This is a genomic window from Pseudonocardia cypriaca (assembly GCF_006717045.1).
GTDB classification, from domain to species: domain Bacteria; phylum Actinomycetota; class Actinomycetes; order Mycobacteriales; family Pseudonocardiaceae; genus Pseudonocardia; species Pseudonocardia cypriaca.
Genome location: NZ_VFPH01000001.1, coordinates 811,103 through 830,229, shown reverse-complemented (window position 1 = coordinate 830,229; position 19,127 = coordinate 811,103). Strand labels below are relative to the sequence as shown.

Sequence of the window (19,127 nt, the reverse complement as noted above, 5' to 3'; positions counted from 1 at the left end):
GCTGGGCGTTTCCATGTCCCGGGCGTACCCGTCCCGGCCGAGGAGCAGACGCATGATCGCGGAGCGCGACTCACAGCGTGCTGAGCACGCCCGCGAGCAAGGCCGCGCGCGCCGCCAGTGACTCCTTCTCGATCCGCTCGTCCGGGGCGTGGGCGCCGCCGCCGAGCGGGCCGAAGCCGTCGAGGGTGGGGATGCCGGCGGCGCCTGCGGTGTTGGTGTCCGCCCCGCCCGCCGCCGGGCGGCCGGTGACCTCCTGCCCGACGGTGGCGCCGGCCGCCGCCACCCGGGCGAGCAGGTCATCGGCCGGGTCGGACCAGGCCGGCCGGCTGGTGAGCGTCCGCACCGCGACCTCGGCGCCCGCCCGCACCGGGCTGAGCCGCCCGAGCGCGGCGAGCACGCGCTCCTGGGTGGCGACGTCGGTGAACCGGAGGCCGATGTCGGCCGCCGCGCTGTCCGGCACGACGTTGGTGCGGCCTCCCCCGCCGACGGTCCCGACGTTGCACAGCACGGTCGGCTCGGCCGCCATGATCTCGCGGACCGCGAACAGCTGGTCCATCAGCTCGTCGACGGCCGACACCCCCGACGCCGGGTCGAGCGCGGCGTGCGCAGCCCGCCCCGTGATCTCGATCCGCACCCGCGTGCTGCCGAGGCGCGCGGTCTTCAGCGCGCCACCGGGGTGCGGCGACTCCAGGCCGAGCGCGGCGACCGCGCCCTCCATGTGCGCCTCGACGAGCGGACGGGCGGTGGGGCTGCCGACCTCCTCGTCGGCCACGACGACGAGGCGCACCGGCCGCGACGGGGCGGCACCACACCGCCGCAGGACCTCGAAGGCCAGCTCGGCGACGACCAGCCCGCCCTTCATGTCGTAGACGCCGGGGCCGCGCAGCACGCCGTCCTCCTCGGTGACCGGCATGGACTCGAGCGTGCCGCTCGGCCAGACCGTGTCGTGGTGGCCGAGCAGCAGCACGTGCGCGGCGTCGGCAGCACCATCCCACCGCGCGACGAGGTGGTCGCCGGTCTCCTGCGCAACGCGCTCCGTCTGCGCGCCCAGCTCCCGGTAGCGCTCCTCGAGGACGTCCGCCAAGGCGTTCAGCGCCTGCGCGTCGCCGGTGGGTGACTCGTGCCGTGCGTACGCGATCAGCCGCGCCACGGCGTCGTCGGCGAGAGCGGCTGCGGCAGCGGAGAAGTTGGGCATGGATACGAACTATATCTTTGCGATCTTGTGTTGACATCCCCCTTGTGCGCCGGTAGGACCTTCACACATACGTTGCGTATCACCGTTGGGAGCAACATGCCCGGGATCACCACCCGGCCCCTCGCCACCACCGCCGAGCGGCTCGCAGCCGTCCGGCTCTACCGCGTGGTGTTCGGCCTGGCAGGCGACGACCCCGCCTTCACGCCGAAGCTCCTGGCCGCGCTGCAGCACACCGGCGGATCGGCGGTCGGCGCGTTCGACGAGGACGACCGCCTGATCGGCTTCACCTACGGGTTCGTGGGCCTCGACGCCGGCACGCCCTACCACTACTCGCAGACCGCGGCGGTCGACCCGGCCGCGCAGGGCCGGGGGGTCGGCCGGCAGCTCAAGCGGGCGCAGGCCGAGGTCGCGGTGCGCACGGGCGTGCGGACGATGCGCTGGGCGTACGACCCGCTGCAGGCCCGCAACGCCCACTTCAACCTCGACGTGCTCGGCGCGGTCGGCCGCTGGTTCCACCGCGACCTCTACGACATGGAGGACCACCACGGCCGCACCGACCGGGTGGTCGTCGAGTGGACCCTCGGCGCGCAGACCCCTGCGCCGGTCCCCCCGCTGCCGCGTGCCGTCCCGGACTGGGGCGAGTGCTGCCCGGACGGCGACGTCACGTGGCTCGCGGTGCCGGCAGGCGGCGACGAGCTGCGGCGCACCGGCCGGGCAGGTGAGGTGCGCGACCGCGTCGCCGACGAGCTCGCCCGGCTCCTCGGTGCCGGTCAGGCGCTGCTGTCGTGCCGGCGCGTGGACGAGCACACCGCCCTCTACTGCATCGGGCCGTACTGCGTGGGGGCGCGGTGACCGCCGAGAACCGGCAGCCCGAGAACAGGCAGCTCAGCACGCCCGACGAGCGGTACGGCGCCCGCCTGCAACGCCGCTCCACCGCCACCGCGCTGCTGCAGCAGGTGGTCGCCCAGGAGACGGCGAACCTGTCCGCCACCCTGGAGCGCCTGCAGGCCGACGGTTCGCTCGAGCAGGCCGCCCGCCGGATCGTCGCCGCCAAGCGGCGGTTCGTCACCGGCGGCTCCAAGTCGTGGTCCTACGCCTCGCTGCTGGCCACCGACCTGTCGGCGAGCATGGCCAACGTCGTCCTCATCGACGGCACGGTCGTGCGCGCGGTCGACGTGCTCTCCGACGTGCGCCCGGGTGACGTGCTCGTCGCGTTCTCGCTGCGCCGCTACGCGCGCTCGACGATCGCCATCGCCGAGGAGTTCGCCGCAGCGGGAGGAGCGGTCGTCGGCGTCACCGACGACGCGGACAGCGCCGTGGCGCGGGTCGCCGGCGCAGCGGTCGTGGTGAGCACCGACAGCGCGTCCTACGCCGACTCCCCCACCGCCGTCGCGGCCGTCGTGCACATCCTCGCCACCCTCGCCGCCGCCAGCGCGAAGGGCGCGAGGCGGCGGCTCGCCCGCCGGGACGCGCTCACCGCGCGGCTGGGCGTCTACGCAGAAGGAGACTGACCATGCGCGTCGACCGGGTCGAGCTGCTGCAGGTGCGGCTGCCGCTGATCCGCGAGTTCGAGACCAGCTCGCACCGCAAGTCGTACCTGGAGCACGTGCTCGTCCGCGTCGAGGACGCGGGCGGCGCGGTGGGCTGGGGCGAGATCGCGTCGCCGTCCGGGCCGTTCTTCTGCGGCGAGACCGTGGAGACCTGCTGGTCGATCGCCACCGCGCACCTCGTGCCGCGGCTCCTCGGCGCCGAGTGGGAGCACCCCACGCAGGTCCCCCGGCTGTGGGCCCGGGTGCGGGGCAACGAGTTCGCGAAGGCCGGGCTCGACATGGCGTGCTGGGCGCTGTGGTCGCAGGCGACCCGCGTTCCACTGGCCGAGGCGCTCGGCGGGGAGCGGCGCAGCGTCGTCGTGGGCGTGAGCCTCGGGATCGAACCGACGGTGGACGCGCTGCTCGAGCAGGTGGCGCGGCAGGTGGAGGCCGGTTACGCCCGGGTCAAGCTGAAGATCGCGCCGGGGTGGGACGTCGAGGCGGTCGCCGCCGTGCGCGCGGCGTACCCCGACCTGCAGCTGCACGTCGACGCGAACGGCGCCTACACCGAGGACGATGACCACCTCACCGCGCTGCGCGCCCTCGACGGCGAACGACTGCTCATGATCGAGCAGCCCTTCGCGCCGCGCGACCTCATGGCGGCCGCCCGGCTGCAGGCCGTGATCGACACCCCGGTCTGCCTCGACGAGTCGGTCGTGGACGGGCACGACCTGGAGACCGCGCTCGCCGTCGGGGCGTGCCGGGTGCTGAACATCAAGGTCTCCCGGATGGGCGGCCTGACCGCCGCCGTCGCCGCCCACGACCTCGCCCGCGAGCACGGCATCCCCGTCTGGTGCGGCGGCATGTACGAGTTCGGCGTCGGCCGCGCCGCCAACGTCGCCATCTCCAGCCTCCCCGGGTTCGTCCTGCCGTCGGACGTCTCCGGCTCCGACAAGTACTACACGCGCGACGTGCTGACGCAGGCGATCCGCGCCGACCGCGGCACCGTCCGCGTGCCGTGGGACACCCCCGGCCTCGGGCACGACGTCGACGAGGAGTTCGTGCGGGCGACCGCCACCCGCACCCACGAGGAGAATCGATGACATCGTGGAGGCGCCCCGCTCCCGTGGAGAGACCGTGACGTCATCCCCCGTCTTCGCCTGGATCGACCTGTGACGGCCGCGGACGTGCTCGCCGGGCTCCCCGACGGGGCATCGGCGCAGGTCGCGGGCGAGGTGTTCGGCACACCGCAGTACGGAGGCGCACCGCTGCGGGCGGTCGCCGCGCGCCGGGGCGCCGCCCGGCTGCGCTGCGCGTCCGTGCTGAAGCCGCTGATCGTGTGGGTGGCGGGCGGCGGGCGCGCCGACGACGGCGAGCACGCCATCCGCCACTCCGACAACGCCGCCACCAACCGCATGTGGCACGCGGGCCCGCCGCCCCGGATCCTCGACCGGCTGGCGGTCGCCACCGGGGTGCGCTGGCGGCAGGCAGGGGCCGACCCGGGGTCGTTCGGCGGGGTCGAGGTGAGCGCCACCGAGCTCGTCGCTGCGTACGGTGCACTGGCGCGCGCGTCAGCGGGCGATCCGGTCGCCGCGCGAGCCGTGGGGTGGATGCGCGCCGTGGCACCCGAGCAGGCGTTCGGCATCCCGGACGCGGTGGCCGACACCCTCGGGGTGCCTGCGGCGTCCGTCGCGGTGAAGGCGGGCTGGATCGGCTACGCCGACGAGACGGTGCTGCGCACCCATGCCGTCGCACTCGCGGAACGGGACGGGGAGACGGTGGTCGTCGCCGCCCTGACCGCGCTCCCCTACCCCGCCGACCGCGACCGCTACCAGCAGGAACTTCGCGCCGGCCGCCCCGTCGTCGACGTGCACGAGGCGCTCGCCGGCCCACTCCTGCGCGACCTGCTGGCGGCGACCTGCCGCGACCTGGCCCGCCTCGGCGCCCGGTAACCCGACTCGCGCACACTCACGCCCCGACTCGCGTGCACCGAGACCGCGACTCGCGGAACAACGGAGCCCCAGATTCCGCGAGTCGCGGTTTGGGTGCGCGCGAGTCGCGGTCTGGGTGCGCGCGAGTCGCGGTTCGGTCAGCGGACGGCCGGACGCTCGCGCTCCCGGTCGAGGCGGCTCGTCGCGAGCACGGCTACCGCAGCGGCCGCGACGAGCACCACCAGCACCGCGAACGCCGCGAGCGTCAGTCCGTCCAGGCTGGTCACGGGCTGGCCCCGCAGGGCCTGCCACAGCGTGAGGAGGGTGAGCGCCGCGTACCCCCCGGACGCGACAACCACCAGCCGACTCCGGACCTCCTCGGCCCGCAGCACCGCCACCCGGCCGGCCAGCAACGCCAGCAGCACGGCCACGAGCGGCAGCGCCTGCAGCGCGTGGAGACCCACGAAGTGGGCGATCCGCAGGTCGCCCGCGGTGGTGCTCCACCCGGTGACGGGCATGATCGGGCCGCCGTCGGTGACGCCGACGCTGTGCCCGCCGATGATCCCGGCGAACGTGCCGTCGCTGAACGACGCGCGTTGCGCGGCGGTCGGCCGGGTCATCAGGAACGCCACGGCCGCCCCGAACAGTGAGATGACGGCGCCCGCGCGGACGGCCCAGGTGAGCGGCGGGCCGCCCACCTTCCGGCGCAGCAGGTATCCGGCCACCACGAGGTTGGCGAGCCAGAGCACGACGATCGAGGTGGCCATCGTGGCCCATAGGGCGGCGTCGAGCGCGGTGGCGACGTTGAAGTGGCTCTGGCGGCCGCGCACCACCTGACCGACGATGATCACGTACTCGATGGCGAGCATCGCCGCGATGATCGTGGTGGACCAGCGCACCAGCCGGGTGCGGGGCAGGTAGGCGTACAGCCAGGCCCAGGTCAGCGCGTAGATCACGATCGACACGGCGAACTTGAACGGCTTCAGCCAGATCGGCGCCCCGACCAGCTCACGACCGTCCAGCAGCAGCGCGGCCAGCGAGATCACGACGAACGGCGCGGTCACGGCTGCGACGAGCAGCAGCGGGCGGTGCCATTCCCGGGTGTCCGGCCACCGGCTCCTGTCGAGCACGGCTGAAGCATCGGGGCAACGGCGGCCCGGGGGTAGGAACTCGTCCGTATCGCTGGGGTTCCTGTCCCGCGCGCTGGTAGAAGTCGTCCCATGGCTGACGCCAGTGCCCGCCGCACCGAGCGGTTGTTCAAGGCCGCATTGCTGGTGAAGGGGCTGGACGGCGCCGCAGAGCTGGTCGCCGCGGTGGCGCTGCTGCTCGTGCCCGCCGCCACGGTGCAGCGGCTGGTCGCCGAGGTCGTCAGCCGCGACCTGCTCGGCCCGCCCGACGGTTTCCTCACCCGCCACCTCGTGGCGGGCACCGCGGAGTTCGCGTCCGGCGACCGCACCTTCGTGCTGGTCTACCTCGGCCTGCACGGCGTCGTGAAGCTCGCGCTGGTGTGGGCGCTGCTGCGGAAGTGGCGCCGGGCATACCCCGTCGCGGCCGCCGTGCTCGCGGTGTTCGTCGGCTACGAGCTGATCCGCGCGCTGCACACCGGCTCGGTGGTGCTGCCGTTCCTCGCCGCGCTGGACATCGTGATCATCGTGCTGATCCTGCGCGAGTACCGGCTGCTCAGCTCAGGGCGTTGATCGCGCGGGCGACGACGAGCACGACCACCACGAGTGAGACGCCCGCCTGCACGGCCATCGTCAGCTTCGCCCACCGCGACAGCGGCAGCACGTCGGTGGGGCTGAACGCCGTGGCGTTGGTGAACGAGAGGTACGCGTAGTCGACGTAGCGCGGCTCCCAGTCCCGGCCGGCGATCTCCGGGATCTGCATCTGCGGGAACAGGAAGTCGGGCCGGTCGTGAGCGGCAACAGCACGGGCTGCGGGCCCGCCGCGGTCGAGCTCCCAGTACACGAGCCCGAACACGATCACGTTGTTCAACCAGATCGCACCGCCCGCGCCGAGCAGCTCGCCAGGGGTCGCCGGCTGTCCCGTGAGCAGTTCGTCGACGAGCAGAACGACCGACCACCCGTTGGCCAGCGCGACGAGCCCCGTCAGGCCGAGGCTCCCGGTGCGCAGGATCGTCGACTCGCGGTCCACCCGGAACGGGTTGACCACCATCAGCCCGACGAGCACCGCCAGCTCGAGCGCCGGCAGGACGAACCGGGCGTCGGGCACCATCCGCGCGGGCACGAGCAGCTGCAGGCCGATCGCGACGGCCACGGCCAGCGCGGCGGGCCAGCGGTGCTCGCCGGGCGTCGGCCGTGCCCATGCCGGGACGAGTTCCGGTCCGATCCGGTTCACCGTGCGCAGTCTGCCGGACGGACCGCATCGGGTGTCCGATCTGTTGGGGCGCCCGTACGGTGTGTCGACATGGGGGGACGTCTGGTCGTGGTCGTCGGGTTCGACGGCATCGAGCTCGTCGACGTCGCGAGCGTGACGACGGCCTTCGACTACGCCAACCGGATGGGCGCCGACCCGGTCTACCAGGTGGTGTTCGCGACGCCCACCGGCGGGCCGGTGCGGTGCGACTCCGGGCTCTCGCTGGCCGGGCAGCGTTCCATCGACACGGTCCACGGCCCGATCGACACGGTCGTCGTCTCGGGAGGGCACGGCCACGAGGCCGCCGCCGCCGACCCGCGGTTCATCGGCCAGGTCCAGCGGCTCGCCGGGGCGTCGCGGCGGGTCGCGTCGGCGTGCACCGGGGCCACCGTGCTGGCCGCCGCCGGGCTGCTCGACAACCGGAGAGCCACCACCCACTGGCACGAGGCCGCTCAGCTGGCCAGCCGCTTCCCGCGGGTGCAGGTCGACCCGACGCCGATCTTCGTGCGGGACGGCTCCGTGTCGACGTCGGGCGGGATCACGGCGTCCCTCGACCTCACGCTCTCGTTCATCGAGGAGGACCACGGGGCCGAGATCGCCCGGCGGGTGGCCCTCGCCATGGTCACCTACCTGCAGCGTCCCGGCAGCCAGGCTCAGATCAGCCTCTTCACCAGGATCCCGCACTCCGACCACGCCCTGGTCCGGCGGGTGATCGACCACGTGATCAGCAACCTGGACGGCGACCTCGGCGTCGGCCGGCTCGCCGCGCTCGCGGGCGTGAGCGAGCGGCACCTGAGCCGGCTCTTCGTCGAGCACATCGGCCGCACGCCGGCGCGGCTGGTGCGCGACGCCCGGCTCGAGGCGGCCTCCCAGCTGCTCGCAGGCACCCGCGAGCCGGTGGCCACGATCGCGCGGCGGTGCGGCTTCGGCTCGGCCGAGTCGCTGCGGCAGGCGTTCGTCGCCTGGGTGGGTGTCTCCCCCTCGCAGTTCCGGGGGAACGCCCGGGCCTAGTGCCCCGCACTAGCCCAACGCCGCCGCCACGACCTCCTGGGCCTCCTCCTGGATCCGGGCCAGGTGCTCCGGGCCGTGGAAGCTCTCGGCGTAGACCTTGTAGACGTCCTCGGTGCCGGATGGGCGGGCCGCGAACCAGCCGCCCTCCGTGACGACCTTGAGCCCGCCCAGCGGGGCGCCGTTGCCCGGGGCAGTGGTGAGGCGGTCGGTGATCTTCTCGCCGGCCAGCTCGGTGGCGCGCACGTCGTCGGCGGAGAGCTTGCCGAGCTTCGCCTTGTCGTCCGGGCTGCAGCCCACGTCGGTGCGGGCGTAGGCCGGCTCGCCGAACCGCTCGGTGAGCTCCCGGTAGCGCTCGCTCGGCGTGCTGCCGGTCACCGCGGTGATCTCGGAGGCGAGCAGCGCGAGGATGATCCCGTCCTTGTCGGTGGTCCACACACCGCCGTCGGTGCGCAGGAACGAAGCGCCCGCGCTCTCCTCGCCACCGAAGCCGATGGAGCCGTCCAGCAGGCCGGGCACGAACCACTTGAACCCGACGGGCGTCTCCACGAGCTTGCGACCCAGGTCGGCGGTGACCCGGTCGATCATGGACGAGCTGACGGCCGTCTTGCCCACGCCCGCGTCCGGGGACCAGCCCGCCCGGTGGGCGTACAGGTAGCCGATCGCGACGGCGAGGAAGTGGTTGGGGTTCATCAGCCCGTCGGCGGTGACGATCCCGTGGCGGTCGGAGTCGGCGTCGTTCCCGGTGGCGATGCGGAACTCCCCGCGCCGCCCCACCATCGACGCCATCGCGTACGGCGACGAGCAGTCCATCCGGATCTTGCCGTCCCAGTCGAGCGTCATGAACCCGAACTGCGGGTCGACGGCCGGGTTGACGACGGTGAGGTCGAGGTCGTGCCGCTCCGCGATCGCGCCCCAGTACGCCACGCTGGCCCCGCCCATCGGGTCGGCGCCGATGTGCACTGCGGCGGACCGGATCGCGTCCAGGTCCACCACCGACGGCAGGTCGGCGACGTACGCGCCGAGGAAGTCGTAGCGGGCGAGCCCGGCCCGGTCGAGCGAGGTGCGCCGCACCCCCTCGAGACCCGCGCGCAGCAGCTCGTTCGCGCGGTCGGCGATCCAGGAGGTGGCATCGGTGTCGGCCGGGCCGCCGTTGGGCGGGTTGTACTTGAACCCGCCGTCCGCCGGCGGGTTGTGCGACGGCGTGACGACCACGCCGTCGGCGAGCCCGGATGTCCGGCCGCGGTTGTACGTGAGGATCGCGTGCGAGACGGCCGGCGTGGGGGTGAACGCGTCATCGGAGTCGGCGAGCACGTGCACGTCGTTGGCCTGGAGCACCTCGATCGCGGTGACCCACGCCGGCTCGGACAGCGCGTGCGTGTCGCGTCCGATGAAGAGCGGCCCGTCGGTGCCCTGCGCGGCCCGGTACTCGCAGATCGCCTGGCTGGTGGCGGCGATGTGGGCGTCGTTGAACGTGGTGCGCAGCGAGGAACCCCGGTGACCGGACGTCCCGAACGCCACGCGCTGCGCCGGATCGTCCGGGTCCGGGACGCGGTCCTCGTAGGCCGCGAGCAGGGCCTCGACGTCGATGAGGTCCTCGGGCTGCGCGGGCGTTCCGGCGCGGGGATGGTTCGGCATGTCGCACTCCCGGTTCGCGGCGGGGTCTCCGCGCTCACGATGCCACCGCGGGGGGCGAACGGCACTTTGCCGGCTCGAGTCGGTTGGGTCGGCTCGATCCTCGACCCCCTCACCAGGGCGATCCACCTCATCCCGGACCGATCATGCGGCGTTGACCGCCGCGAGATCACGCTTCGCGCCCTCGACAGGGCGATCGTCGCCATCGCGGACCGATCACCGGGTGCTGATCCGGCCGATCCCAGCACGAACGGCACCTTCGTTCAGACCTGTCCGGCCAGGGTGCCGTTCGGACTGCGGAACCACCTGAGCAGACCGTTTGGACGAGCGTCAGGCGGAGATCGGGATGCGCTGCTGGGGGATGCGCAGGTGCAGGGGCAGGTGGCCGGTGCGCGGGGTCGAGTCGGTCGTCAGGTGGAAGTGGCCGCCACGGGAGCGCGAGCAGATGTAGGAGCGCAACGGGCGGGCGCCCAGCGCCTCCAGCTCGCGGGCAGCGGCCTCGGCGTCCTCGCGGGTCGAGTAGATCACCTTGCCGTCCGAGCCGGGGCCCTGGCGCGGAAGCACCCGGCCCTCGATCTCGGCGCGGCTGGGCCGGCAGAAGATCGGACGCCCCGCCTTGGTCAGGCGAGCATGACGGCACAGCACCTCGGCGCGGGCCTCGTCACGCACGCCTCGCTGCTCCGGAACCACCGGCCCGGTCGTCGCGTCGCTCCTGTCGGCGTTCACGTGATCCTCCTCCGCGTCCTGTACCCGGTGATCGCGTAGGTCCCAGCTTTCCGTTAGCCGGGCGAAAGCGGGATGACACCATCGTGTTGTTTCTCGGGCGCGATCACCCTGTGTAGTGATCGGCCGAGGTGGATGATCACCGAGGGTGCAGCGACCTCCACATCTCCCGCCGCGGACGGGCGCGCCGAGCACAAGACGGGTGACTTGTGGACAACTGACCCGCCCGCGTCGGGGACTGTCACCGCCCGCCCCTAGCGTGTGCGCAGAACGTGAACGAGGGGGGCAGTCATGTGGCACCTGCACCGGGCCGAACGGGCCGACACGCTGGCCCGCGCGCTCGGCGAGCTGCTGGCCGAGCCGCCGGCCGACCCGTTCGCGGCCGAGGTCGTCGCGGTGCCGGCCAGGGGTGTGGAGCGGTGGCTCGCCCAGCGGCTGGCCCACCGGCTGGGGGCGGCAGTCGGCGCGGGTGACGGGGTGTGCGCCGGCGTGGCCTTCCCCTCCCCGGCCGCGGTGGTGGCCGAGGTGGTCGCGGCGGCCACCGGCGTGCACCCCGCCGACGACCCCTGGCAGCCGGAGCGGGTGGTGTGGCCGCTGCTGGAGGTGATCGACGCGAGCGTCGAGGAGGAATGGTGCGCCCCGTTGGGGGCCCACGTTGGAGACGCGGAGCGGGGTCGCCGGTACGCCGTCGCGCGCCACCTCACCGACCTCTTCGCCTCCTACGCCGGCCACCGGCCCGCCATGCTCATCGCGTGGCTGTCCGGCGAGCAGGCCCCGGAGGGTCGCGCCGCCGATCTCGCCTGGCAGCCGGAGCTGTGGCGGCGGCTGCGCGAGCGCATCGGCGCCCCCTCCCCCGCCGAGCGGCTCGAGGCGGCGTGCGCGGCGTTGCGCGCCCACCCGGAGGTCGTCACGCTGCCGGCACGGGTGTCGATCTTCGGCCCCACCCGCCTGCCCGCCGAGCACCTCGCGGTGCTCGCGGCGCTCGCCGAGCACCGCGACGTGCACCTGTGGCTGCCCCACCCGTCGCCCGCGCTGTGGTCCGCGGTCGTGGCGCCGCGCGAGATCCCGCTCCGCCGCGCCGATCCCACCGCAGGCACACCCCGCCACCCGCTGCTGGGCTCCCTCGGCCGCGACGCCCGTGAGCTGCAGCTCCGGCTCCCCGCCGAGTGCGTCGACACCCACCACCCGGCGTCCGACGACCCGCCCGCCACGCTCCTGCAGCGGCTGCAGGCCGACCTGCGCGACGACCGCGTGCCCGACGGCGGGTTCGTGCTGCAGCCCGACGACCGCAGCGTGCAGGTGCACTCCTGCCACGGGCCGGACCGGCAGGTCGAGGTGCTGCGGGAGATCGTGCTCGGGCTGCTGGAGTCCGACCCCACCCTCGAGCCGCGCGACGTCCTGGTGATGTGCCCGGACGTCGAGACGTTCGCGCCGCTGGTCTCGGCCTGTTTCGGGCTGGCCGACGGGTCCGACGCCCACCCCGGGCAGCGCCTGCAGGTCCGCCTCGCCGACCGCGCGCTGCGCCAGATCAACCCGCTGCTCGACACCGTGGCGCAGCTGCTGGAGCTCGCCGGTTCCCGCGCCACCGCGTCGCAGCTGCTCGACCTGTTCGCCAGTGCGCCGGTGCGCAGGCGCTTCGACCTCGACGAGGCCGACCTCGAACGGCTGCGCGAGCTCGTGGTGCGTTCCGGCGTGCGGTGGGGGCTCGACGGGGCGCACCGGGCGCCGTTCCAGCTCGACGGGTTCCCGCAGAACACCTGGTCGGCAGGCCTCGACCGGTTGCTGCTGGGCGTGGCCATGTCGGGCGCCGAGCACGAGTGGCTCGGCACCGCGCTGCCCCTCGACGAGGTCGAGTCCGGCGACGTCGCGCGGGTCGGGAGGCTCGCGGAGTTCGTCGAGCGGGTCGCGGCCGTCCTCGCGGGCCTGGCCGGGCAGCAGACCCTCGAGCGGTGGGTCGCGGTGCTGCAGGACGGTCTCGACGCGCTCACCCTCGTCACCGGGGCCGACGAGTGGCAGGGCACGCAGGCGCGCGCCGAGCTGGCCGCTGCCGTCCGGGCGGCCGGGCCGCACGCCGCCACGGTCGCGCTCGGGCTCGCCGACGTCCGCGGCCTGCTGGCCGAGCGGCTGCGCGGGCGCCCCACCCGGGCCAACTTCCGCACCGGGACGCTCACCGTGGCCACGCTGGTGCCGATGCGGTCGGTGCCGCACCGCGTGATCTGCCTGCTCGGGCTCGACGACGGGGCCTTCCCGCGCGCCGGCGTGCCCGACGGCGACGACCTGCTGGCCCGCGACCCGCACGTCGGCGAACGCGACCCGCGCAGCGAGGACCGCCAGCTGTTCCTCGACGCCATCTGCGCCGCCACCGAACACCTCGTCGTCGTGCACTCGGGCGCCGACGAGCGCACCGGCTCCCGCCGCCCGCCGGCCGTGCCGCTCGGTGAGCTGCTCGACACCGTCGCCGCCACCGCGGGCCACGACGCGCTCCGCCAGGTGGCGCTGCGCCACCCGCTGCAGCCGTTCGACCCGCGCAACTTCGCAGGCCCCGAGCCCTTCAGCTTCGACCGGGCGGAGCTCGCAGGGGCGGTGGCCGCCAGAAACGCAAAGGCACCGCCCGCCCCGTTCCTCACCGATCCGCTGCCCCCACCGGAGGACGACGAGGTGGTCGCGCTCGACGACCTGGTGTCGTTCGTCGAGCACCCGGTGAAGGAGTTCATGCGCCAGCGGGTCGGGCTCTCGCTGTTCACCGCGGAGGAGCAGGACACCGACTCGCTGCCGGTCGACCTCGACGGGCTGGCGACGTGGTCGATCGGCGACCGGCTGCTGCGCGACCGGCTCGCCGGACGGCCCCTCGACCGCTGCCGGCAGGCCGAGTGGCGCCGCGGGGAGCTGCCACCGGGTGCGCTCGGCGAGCAGGTGCTCATCCGGGTGCTCGACGACGTCGAACCGATCGTCTCCGCCGCCCAGCCGTATCTCGTGGGTGAGGCGGGCGACCGCGACGTCGACGTCACCCTGCCGGACGGCACCCGCGTCGTCGGCACGATCGGCGGGCTGCACGGGAACGTCCTCCTGCGCGCGGAGTTCTCCCGGCTCGCCGCCAAGCAGCGGGTACGGGCCTGGGTGCGGCTGCTCGCCCTCACCGCGGCCACCCGTGAGCCGTGGCGCGCGGTCACGATCGGACGCGGGCAGAAGTTCGGGCTCTCGATGGCCACCGCGGGCCCGCTCGACCCCGACAGCGCCGTCGCCGAGCTCGCCGAGCTCGTGGCGCTGCGACGTGCGGGCCTGCGCGAGCCGCTGCCGCTCCCCACCGTCGCCGGCCACACCTACGCCACCGTCCGCCGCGGCGGCGCCGACCCGTCCGGGGCGCTCGACGAGGCGCTGCGCAAGTGGACCGCAGGCGCAGGCGCCGAGCGCGCCGACACCGCGCACGTCCGTGCATGGGGTCCCGACGCCGGGCCCGAGGTGCTCACCGTGCCCGGCCCGCCGGGTGGGGAGCCCACGCGGTTCGGCACGCTCGCGCTGCAGGTCTGGTCCCCGCTGCTCTCGGCAGAAGACGTGGTGCGGCTATGACGGTGATCCAGTTCCCCACCCAGGTGCTCGCGCCCGCCGCGTTCGACGTCTGTGGCGACCTGCCGTCGGGCACCACCGTCCTGGAGGCGAGCGCCGGTACCGGCAAGACCTTCACGATCGCGGCGCTCGCCGCCCGCTACGTCGCCGAGGGCCACGCAGCGCTGCCCGAGCTCATGCTCGTCACGTTCGGCCGGGAGGCCACCCAGGAGCTGCGCGAACGCGTCCGGGACCGCCTGGTCACCGCCGAGCGCGGCCTGGCCGACCCCGCCGCGGCCCGCGCCGGGAGCGACTCGGTGCTCGCGATGCTCGCCGACGCACCCGACGCGGAGGTCGCGGCCCGGCGTGGCCGGCTCGCCCGCGCGGTCACCCAGTTCGACGCGGCCACGATCGCCACCACCCACCAGTTCTGCCAGCAGATGCTGGCCGGGCTGGGCGTGGCGGGCGACGGCGATCGCGACGCGGTGTTCGTGGAGTCGATCGAAGACGTCCTCACTGAGGTCGTCGACGACTTCTACGTCCGCAAGTACGGGGCACGGGGCGCCGGCACGCCCGATTTCAGCCGCACCGAGGCCCTCGCCCTCGCCCGCCGGGCCGTGTACGACGGGCAGGCGCGCCTCGAACCACGCGGCGCCGAGCCGGGCACCGCCGCCCACGTGCGCCACCGGTTCGCCACCGCCGTGCGGGCGGAGGTGGCGCGGCGCAAGCGGGCGCGGCGCATCTACACCTACGACGACATGCTCACCCGTCTCGCCGACGCGCTGGCCGACCCGGCGCGGGGCGCGGCCGCGCGGTTGCGGGCCCGCTACCGGGTGGTGCTGGTCGACGAGTTCCAGGACACCGACCCGGTGCAGTGGCAGATCCTGCGCAAGGCCTTCCACGGCACCACCACGCTGGTGCTGATCGGCGACCCGAAGCAGGCGATCTACGCGTTCCGCGGCGCAGACGTCGTGAGCTACCTCGACGCCACCGAGGCCGCCCACCACCACGCCACGCTGGCCCGCAACTGGCGCAGCGACTCCGTGCTGCTGGAAGCGCTCGACACGGTGTTCGCAGGCGCGGCGCTCGGCGACCCGCGGATCACCGTGCACCCCGTCGAGTCCGCCCATCCCGGCAGCCGGCTGCGCGGCGCACCGGTCGACACGCCGTTCCGGCTGCGGGTCGCCTCGCGCGCCGGGCTCCCGAAGGCGCCGCGCCGCGACCTCGCCGTCGTCGGGCCGGCCCGCGAGCTCGTCACGCGCGACGCGGCGGCCGACATCGCGGCGCTGCTGGCGAGCGGCGCCACGGTCGCGGGCGCCCCGGTGGCACCGGGCGACATCGCGGTGCTGGTACGCACCAACGACCAGGGCGCGATGATCCGCCAGGCCCTCGCCGCCGCGGGGGTGCCTGCCGTGCTGTCCGGCACCGCGAGCGTGTTCGGCACCCCGGTGGCCCGCGAGTGGCTCACGCTGCTGGAGGCCCTCGAGCAGCCGCGGGCCGCCCGGGTGCGGGCCGCCGCGCTCACCCCGTTCCTCGGCCGCACGGTCGCCGAGCTCTGCGGGCCCGACGCGGAGGCCCTGCTCGACGAGATCGGCGCCACGCTGCGGGCGTGGGCCGTGGTGCTGCACGAGCGGGGCGTCGCGGCGCTGCTGGAGGCTGTCACCACCGGCACGGGGCTGCCGGGCCGACTCCTCGGCGTCGCAGAGGGCGAGCGGCTGCTCACCGACCTGCGCCACATCGCCCAGACGCTGCACGCGGCAGCCGTGTCCGAGCACCTCGGCCCGGCCGCGCTGGTGGAGTGGCTGCGCCACCGCATCACCGACGCCGCCCAGGACGTGGTGGTCGAGCGCAGCAGGCGGCTGGAGTCCGACGCCGACGCCGTGCAGATCATCACCATCCACCGCAGCAAGGGGCTCGAGTTCCCGATCGTCTACGTGCCGTTCGCGTGGGACCGCAACGTCCGCGACCCGGACGTCCCGCTGCTGCACGACGAGTCGGGCACCCGGGTGCTCGACGTCGGCGGCGAGTCCGGCGACGGGTGGAAGGAGCGGGTCGCCCGGCACCGCGCGGAGGAGGCCGGGGAGGACCTGCGGCTGCTCTACGTCGCGCTCACCCGCGCGCGCTCCCAGGTGGTCACCTGGTGGGTGCCGGCCACCACCACGGCCACGTCCCCGCTGCACCGGCTGCTGATCGGCAGGCCCCCCGCGGGCCGCGACCCGGCCGAGGTCTACCGCGTGCCCGCCGACAACGCGGCGCTGCACGCGCTGCGTGAGCTCGCCGGGAGCCGCATCTCGGTGGAGGAGATCGGGTTCTCGCGGGCCGCGCTCACGTTCTCCGCCGCGCAGCCGGTCGGGGGTGAACTGCGCGCTGCGGAATTCTCCCGGCGGCTCGACATCGCGTGGCGCCGCACGTCCTACACCGCGCTCACGGCCACGGCCGGTCATGGGCCGGGAGTCGGCAGCGAGCCCGAGGCACCGGGGATCGACGACGAGGCGGCGGTTGAGCTGGCGGCGGGCATCGAGGTCGCCGGCGTGCCGTCGCCGATGGCCGATCTGCCGCTCGGGGCCGGCTTCGGCACCCTGGTGCACGGGATCTTCGAGGCGGCCGACCTCACCGCAGCCGACCTTCCCGGCGAGCTCACGGCCCACGCCCGTGAGCAGCTGGTGCACCACCCGGTGCCGGGCGTGGAGGCCGAGCAGCTGGGTTCGGCGCTGCTGCCGGCCGTGCAGACGCCGCTCGGTCCGCTCGCAGGCGGGCTGCGCCTCGGCGACATCGCGCCGCGCGACCGGCTCGCCGAGCTCGACTTCGAGCTCCCCCTCGCAGGCGGCGACACCCCCGGCCCGCCCGTGGCCCTCGGCGCCATCGTGCCGCTGCTGCGCAGGCACCTGCCCGCCGACGACCCGCTGCAGTCCTACCCCGACGCGCTCGCCGGGCTCGACGAGCAGCCACTGCGCGGCTACCTCACCGGCAGCATCGACGCCGTGCTGCGGTTGCCCGGCTCGCGGTTCGCGGTGGTGGACTACAAGACCAACTGGCTCGGGCCGATGGGGCCCGACGGACGCGAGCCGCTCACGTCCGCCCACTACACACCGCCGCGGCTCGCCGAGGCGATGATCGCCGCCCACTACCCGTTGCAGGCGCTGCTCTACAGCGTCGCGCTGCACCGGTACCTGCGCTGGCGGCTGCCCGGCTACGCGCCGGAGCGCCACCTCGGCGGGGTGCTGTACCTGTTCGTGCGGGGCATGTGCGGCCCCGACACCCCGGCCGTCGACGGCGTGCCGTGCGGCGTGTTCAGCTGGGCGCCGCCCGCCCCGCTCGTGGTCGAACTCTCGCAGCTGCTGGACGGTGGGGCATGACGGTCGACCTCGGCGATGTCCGACTGGCCCGCGCGGCCGAGGGCCTGCTCGGCGTCTTCAACACCGCGGGCGTGCTCGATCCCGCCGACGTGCACGTGGCCGCGCGCATCGGGCGGCTCGGCGGCGAGACCGACGAGGAGGTCCTGCTCGCGGTGGCGCTCGCCGTGCGCGCGGTGCGCCTCGGCTCGGTGTGCGTCGACCTCGCGGCGGTGAGCCACACCGTTCTCGGCGAGGGTGAGGAGATCGTGGACGTCTCCGCCTTGCCATGGCCCGACCCGACGCGCTGGCTCGCGGCGTGCGCGGCCAGCGTCGTCGTGGCCGACGGGCCGCACGAGCCCGGCGGGCGCCCGCTTCGGCTCGTCGACGGGCTGCTGTACCTCGCGCGCTACTGGGGCGAGGAGGAGCTGGTGCGGCGCTCGCTCACGGAGCGGGCCGCGGCCGCCCCGCCGGACGTCGACCTCGCGCGGCTGCGGGCCGGGCTGGAGCGGTACTTCTCCGCGCCGGGCTCGGAACGGCAGCGGCTGGCGGCAGCGGTGAGCGTGCTGCGGCGGGTCACGGTGCTGGCGGGCGGCCCGGGCACCGGCAAGACCACCACGGTCGCACGGCTGCTCGCCCTGCTGCACGACCAGCCGGGCCCGCCGCCGCGGGTCGCGCTCGCCGCCCCCACCGGCAAGGCGGCCGCCCGGCTGCAGGAGGCGGTCGCGGCCGAGCTGCCCGCCGAGCTGCGCTCCCGCACCCCCGACGCCGCCACGTTGCACCGGCTGCTCGGGTGGCGGCCGGGCAGGCGCTTCCGCTACGGCCGCAGCCAGCGGCTGCCGTTCGACGTGGTGGTGGTGGACGAGACGTCGATGGTGTCGCTCACCCTGATGGCCCGGCTCCTGGAGGCCGTGCGCCCGGAAGCGCGGATCGTGCTGGTCGGCGACCCCGACCAGCTGGCCTCGGTCGAGGCGGGAGCGGTACTCGGCGACCTGGCCAGGGCGCCGGGACAGCCGGAGGCGAGCCTCGACACCGCCCTCGAAGCGGCCGGTGTTCCCGGTGGTCTGGTCGGCGGCTCGGTGATCAACGGCGTGGTCACCCTGCGGCACGTGTGGCGCTTCGGCGGCGCCATCGCGGAGTTCTCCCGCGCCGTGCAGGCGGGCGACGCCGACACCGCCGTGTCCCTGCTCCGGGGCGGCCATCCCGACCTCGAGTTCGTCGAGTCCGACGACGCCTCCGGAATGCGCGGGGACGTCGTCGCCGCCGGCCGCGAGCTCACCGAGGCGGCGCTGCGCGGCGACGTCGCCACCGCGCTGGCCGCGCTGGAACGCCACCGGGTGCTGTGCGCCCACCGCAGGGGCCCGTACGGGGTCACGCGGTGGAGCGCCGAGATCGAGCGGTGGCTGCGTGCCGCCCTGCCCCACGCCCCGACCGGGCCCTGGTACCCCGGCCGGCCGGTGCTCGTCACCGCCAACGACTACGACGTGGGCCTGTTCAACGGCGACACCGGCGTCGCCGTCGCCGTGCCGGAGGGCCTGCGGGTCGCGTTCGCACGCGGTGGGGTGCCCACCCTGCACCCGCCTGCCCGGCTGTCGGAGGTGGCCACCGTGCACGCGATGACCGTGCACCGCGGCCAGGGGAGCCAGTTCCGCCGGGTCACGGTGGTGCTGCCGCCCGCCGAGTCCCCGCTGCTCACCCGCGAGCTGCTGTACACGGCGGTCACCCGTGCCGCCGAGTTCGTCCGGGTCGTCGGCACGGAGGAGGCGGTGCGCACCGCGGTCGGCCGCCCGGTCAGCCGGGCGAGCGGCCTGCGCCACCGGCTGGCATCCACGCAGGTCACGTGACCGCAGCGCTC

The 19,127-nt window shown here is 74.7% G+C and carries 14 protein-coding genes; 9 read left to right on the top strand and 5 right to left on the bottom strand.

What is annotated here, in order from left to right; translation table 11 throughout:
* Nucleotides 1–70 precede the first annotated feature (70 nt).
* Nucleotides 71–1,195, bottom strand: a complete 1,125-nt coding sequence (locus tag FB388_RS03890; RefSeq protein ID WP_142096978.1) for a M20/M25/M40 family metallo-hydrolase — start codon at nt 1,193–1,195, stop codon at nt 71–73.
* A gap of 96 nt (nt 1,196–1,291) precedes the next feature.
* On the opposite strand from FB388_RS03890, the gene FB388_RS03885 reads away from it, so the two are divergent.
* From FB388_RS03885 to FB388_RS03870, 4 genes are all read left to right on the top strand, one after another.
* Complete coding sequence (locus FB388_RS03885; RefSeq protein WP_142096975.1) at nt 1,292–2,047, top strand: GNAT family N-acetyltransferase; 756 nt, start codon at nt 1,292–1,294, stop codon at nt 2,045–2,047.
* Nucleotides 2,044–2,706: a MurR/RpiR family transcriptional regulator gene (locus tag FB388_RS03880; protein WP_142096972.1), complete on the top strand. Its 663-nt coding sequence runs from the start codon at nt 2,044–2,046 to the stop codon at nt 2,704–2,706. Before FB388_RS03885 ends, FB388_RS03880 begins: the two co-directional genes overlap by 4 nt.
* A gap of 2 nt (nt 2,707–2,708) precedes the next feature.
* The gene (menC, locus tag FB388_RS03875) at nt 2,709–3,827 is read left to right on the top strand and encodes an o-succinylbenzoate synthase (protein WP_142096969.1); all 1,119 of its coding nucleotides are present in this window, start codon (nt 2,709–2,711) and stop codon (nt 3,825–3,827) included.
* A gap of 69 nt (nt 3,828–3,896) precedes the next feature.
* A complete protein-coding gene (locus FB388_RS03870; RefSeq protein WP_142096966.1) occupies nt 3,897–4,676 on the top strand; it encodes a serine hydrolase in 780 nt (259 codons plus the stop codon).
* Nucleotides 4,677–4,813: 137 nt separating this feature from the next.
* On the opposite strand, the gene FB388_RS03865 is transcribed toward FB388_RS03870, so the two are convergent.
* The gene (locus tag FB388_RS03865; RefSeq protein ID WP_246121580.1) at nt 4,814–5,785 is read right to left on the bottom strand and encodes a hypothetical protein; all 972 of its coding nucleotides are present in this window, start codon (nt 5,783–5,785) and stop codon (nt 4,814–4,816) included.
* Between the two features lie 90 nt (nt 5,786–5,875).
* On the opposite strand from FB388_RS03865, the gene FB388_RS03860 reads away from it, so the two are divergent.
* Nucleotides 5,876–6,352, top strand: coding sequence for a DUF2127 domain-containing protein (locus tag FB388_RS03860; RefSeq protein WP_142096963.1), 477 nt, complete (start codon nt 5,876–5,878; stop codon nt 6,350–6,352).
* On the opposite strand, the gene FB388_RS03855 is transcribed toward FB388_RS03860, so the two are convergent.
* The gene (locus tag FB388_RS03855) at nt 6,336–7,013 is read right to left on the bottom strand and encodes a hypothetical protein (protein ID WP_211361752.1); all 678 of its coding nucleotides are present in this window, start codon (nt 7,011–7,013) and stop codon (nt 6,336–6,338) included. The two genes, FB388_RS03860 and FB388_RS03855, sit on opposite strands and share 17 nt — an antisense overlap.
* Nucleotides 7,014–7,082: 69 nt before the next feature.
* Between FB388_RS03855 and FB388_RS03850 the strand changes: the two genes are divergently transcribed.
* Nucleotides 7,083–8,042: a GlxA family transcriptional regulator gene (locus FB388_RS03850; protein WP_142096960.1), complete on the top strand. Its 960-nt coding sequence runs from the start codon at nt 7,083–7,085 to the stop codon at nt 8,040–8,042.
* Nucleotides 8,043–8,051: 9 nt separating this feature from the next.
* Here the strand turns inward: FB388_RS03850 and pgm are convergent, their stop codons facing one another.
* On the bottom strand, nt 8,052–9,677 hold the full coding sequence (gene pgm / locus FB388_RS03845) for a phosphoglucomutase (alpha-D-glucose-1,6-bisphosphate-dependent) (protein ID WP_142096957.1): 1,626 nt from the start codon (nt 9,675–9,677) through the stop codon (nt 8,052–8,054).
* A gap of 327 nt (nt 9,678–10,004) precedes the next feature.
* On the bottom strand, nt 10,005–10,400 hold the full coding sequence (locus FB388_RS03840) for a hypothetical protein (protein ID WP_142096954.1): 396 nt from the start codon (nt 10,398–10,400) through the stop codon (nt 10,005–10,007).
* Nucleotides 10,401–10,688: 288 nt separating this feature from the next.
* Between FB388_RS03840 and recC the strand changes: the two genes are divergently transcribed.
* From recC to recD, 3 genes are read left to right on the top strand one after another with little or no spacing between them, the layout of a single operon-like run.
* Nucleotides 10,689–13,964 (top strand): exodeoxyribonuclease V subunit gamma, encoded by a 3,276-nt coding sequence (gene recC, locus FB388_RS03835; protein WP_142096951.1) that lies wholly within the window; start codon nt 10,689–10,691, stop codon nt 13,962–13,964.
* Nucleotides 13,961–17,296: a UvrD-helicase domain-containing protein gene (locus FB388_RS03830; protein ID WP_142096948.1), complete on the top strand. Its 3,336-nt coding sequence runs from the start codon at nt 13,961–13,963 to the stop codon at nt 17,294–17,296. Before recC ends, FB388_RS03830 begins: the two co-directional genes overlap by 4 nt.
* A complete protein-coding gene (gene recD / locus FB388_RS03825) occupies nt 17,293–19,116 on the top strand; it encodes an exodeoxyribonuclease V subunit alpha (RefSeq protein ID WP_142096945.1) in 1,824 nt (607 codons plus the stop codon). Before FB388_RS03830 ends, recD begins: the two co-directional genes overlap by 4 nt.
* Nucleotides 19,117–19,127: the final 11 nt, after the last annotated feature.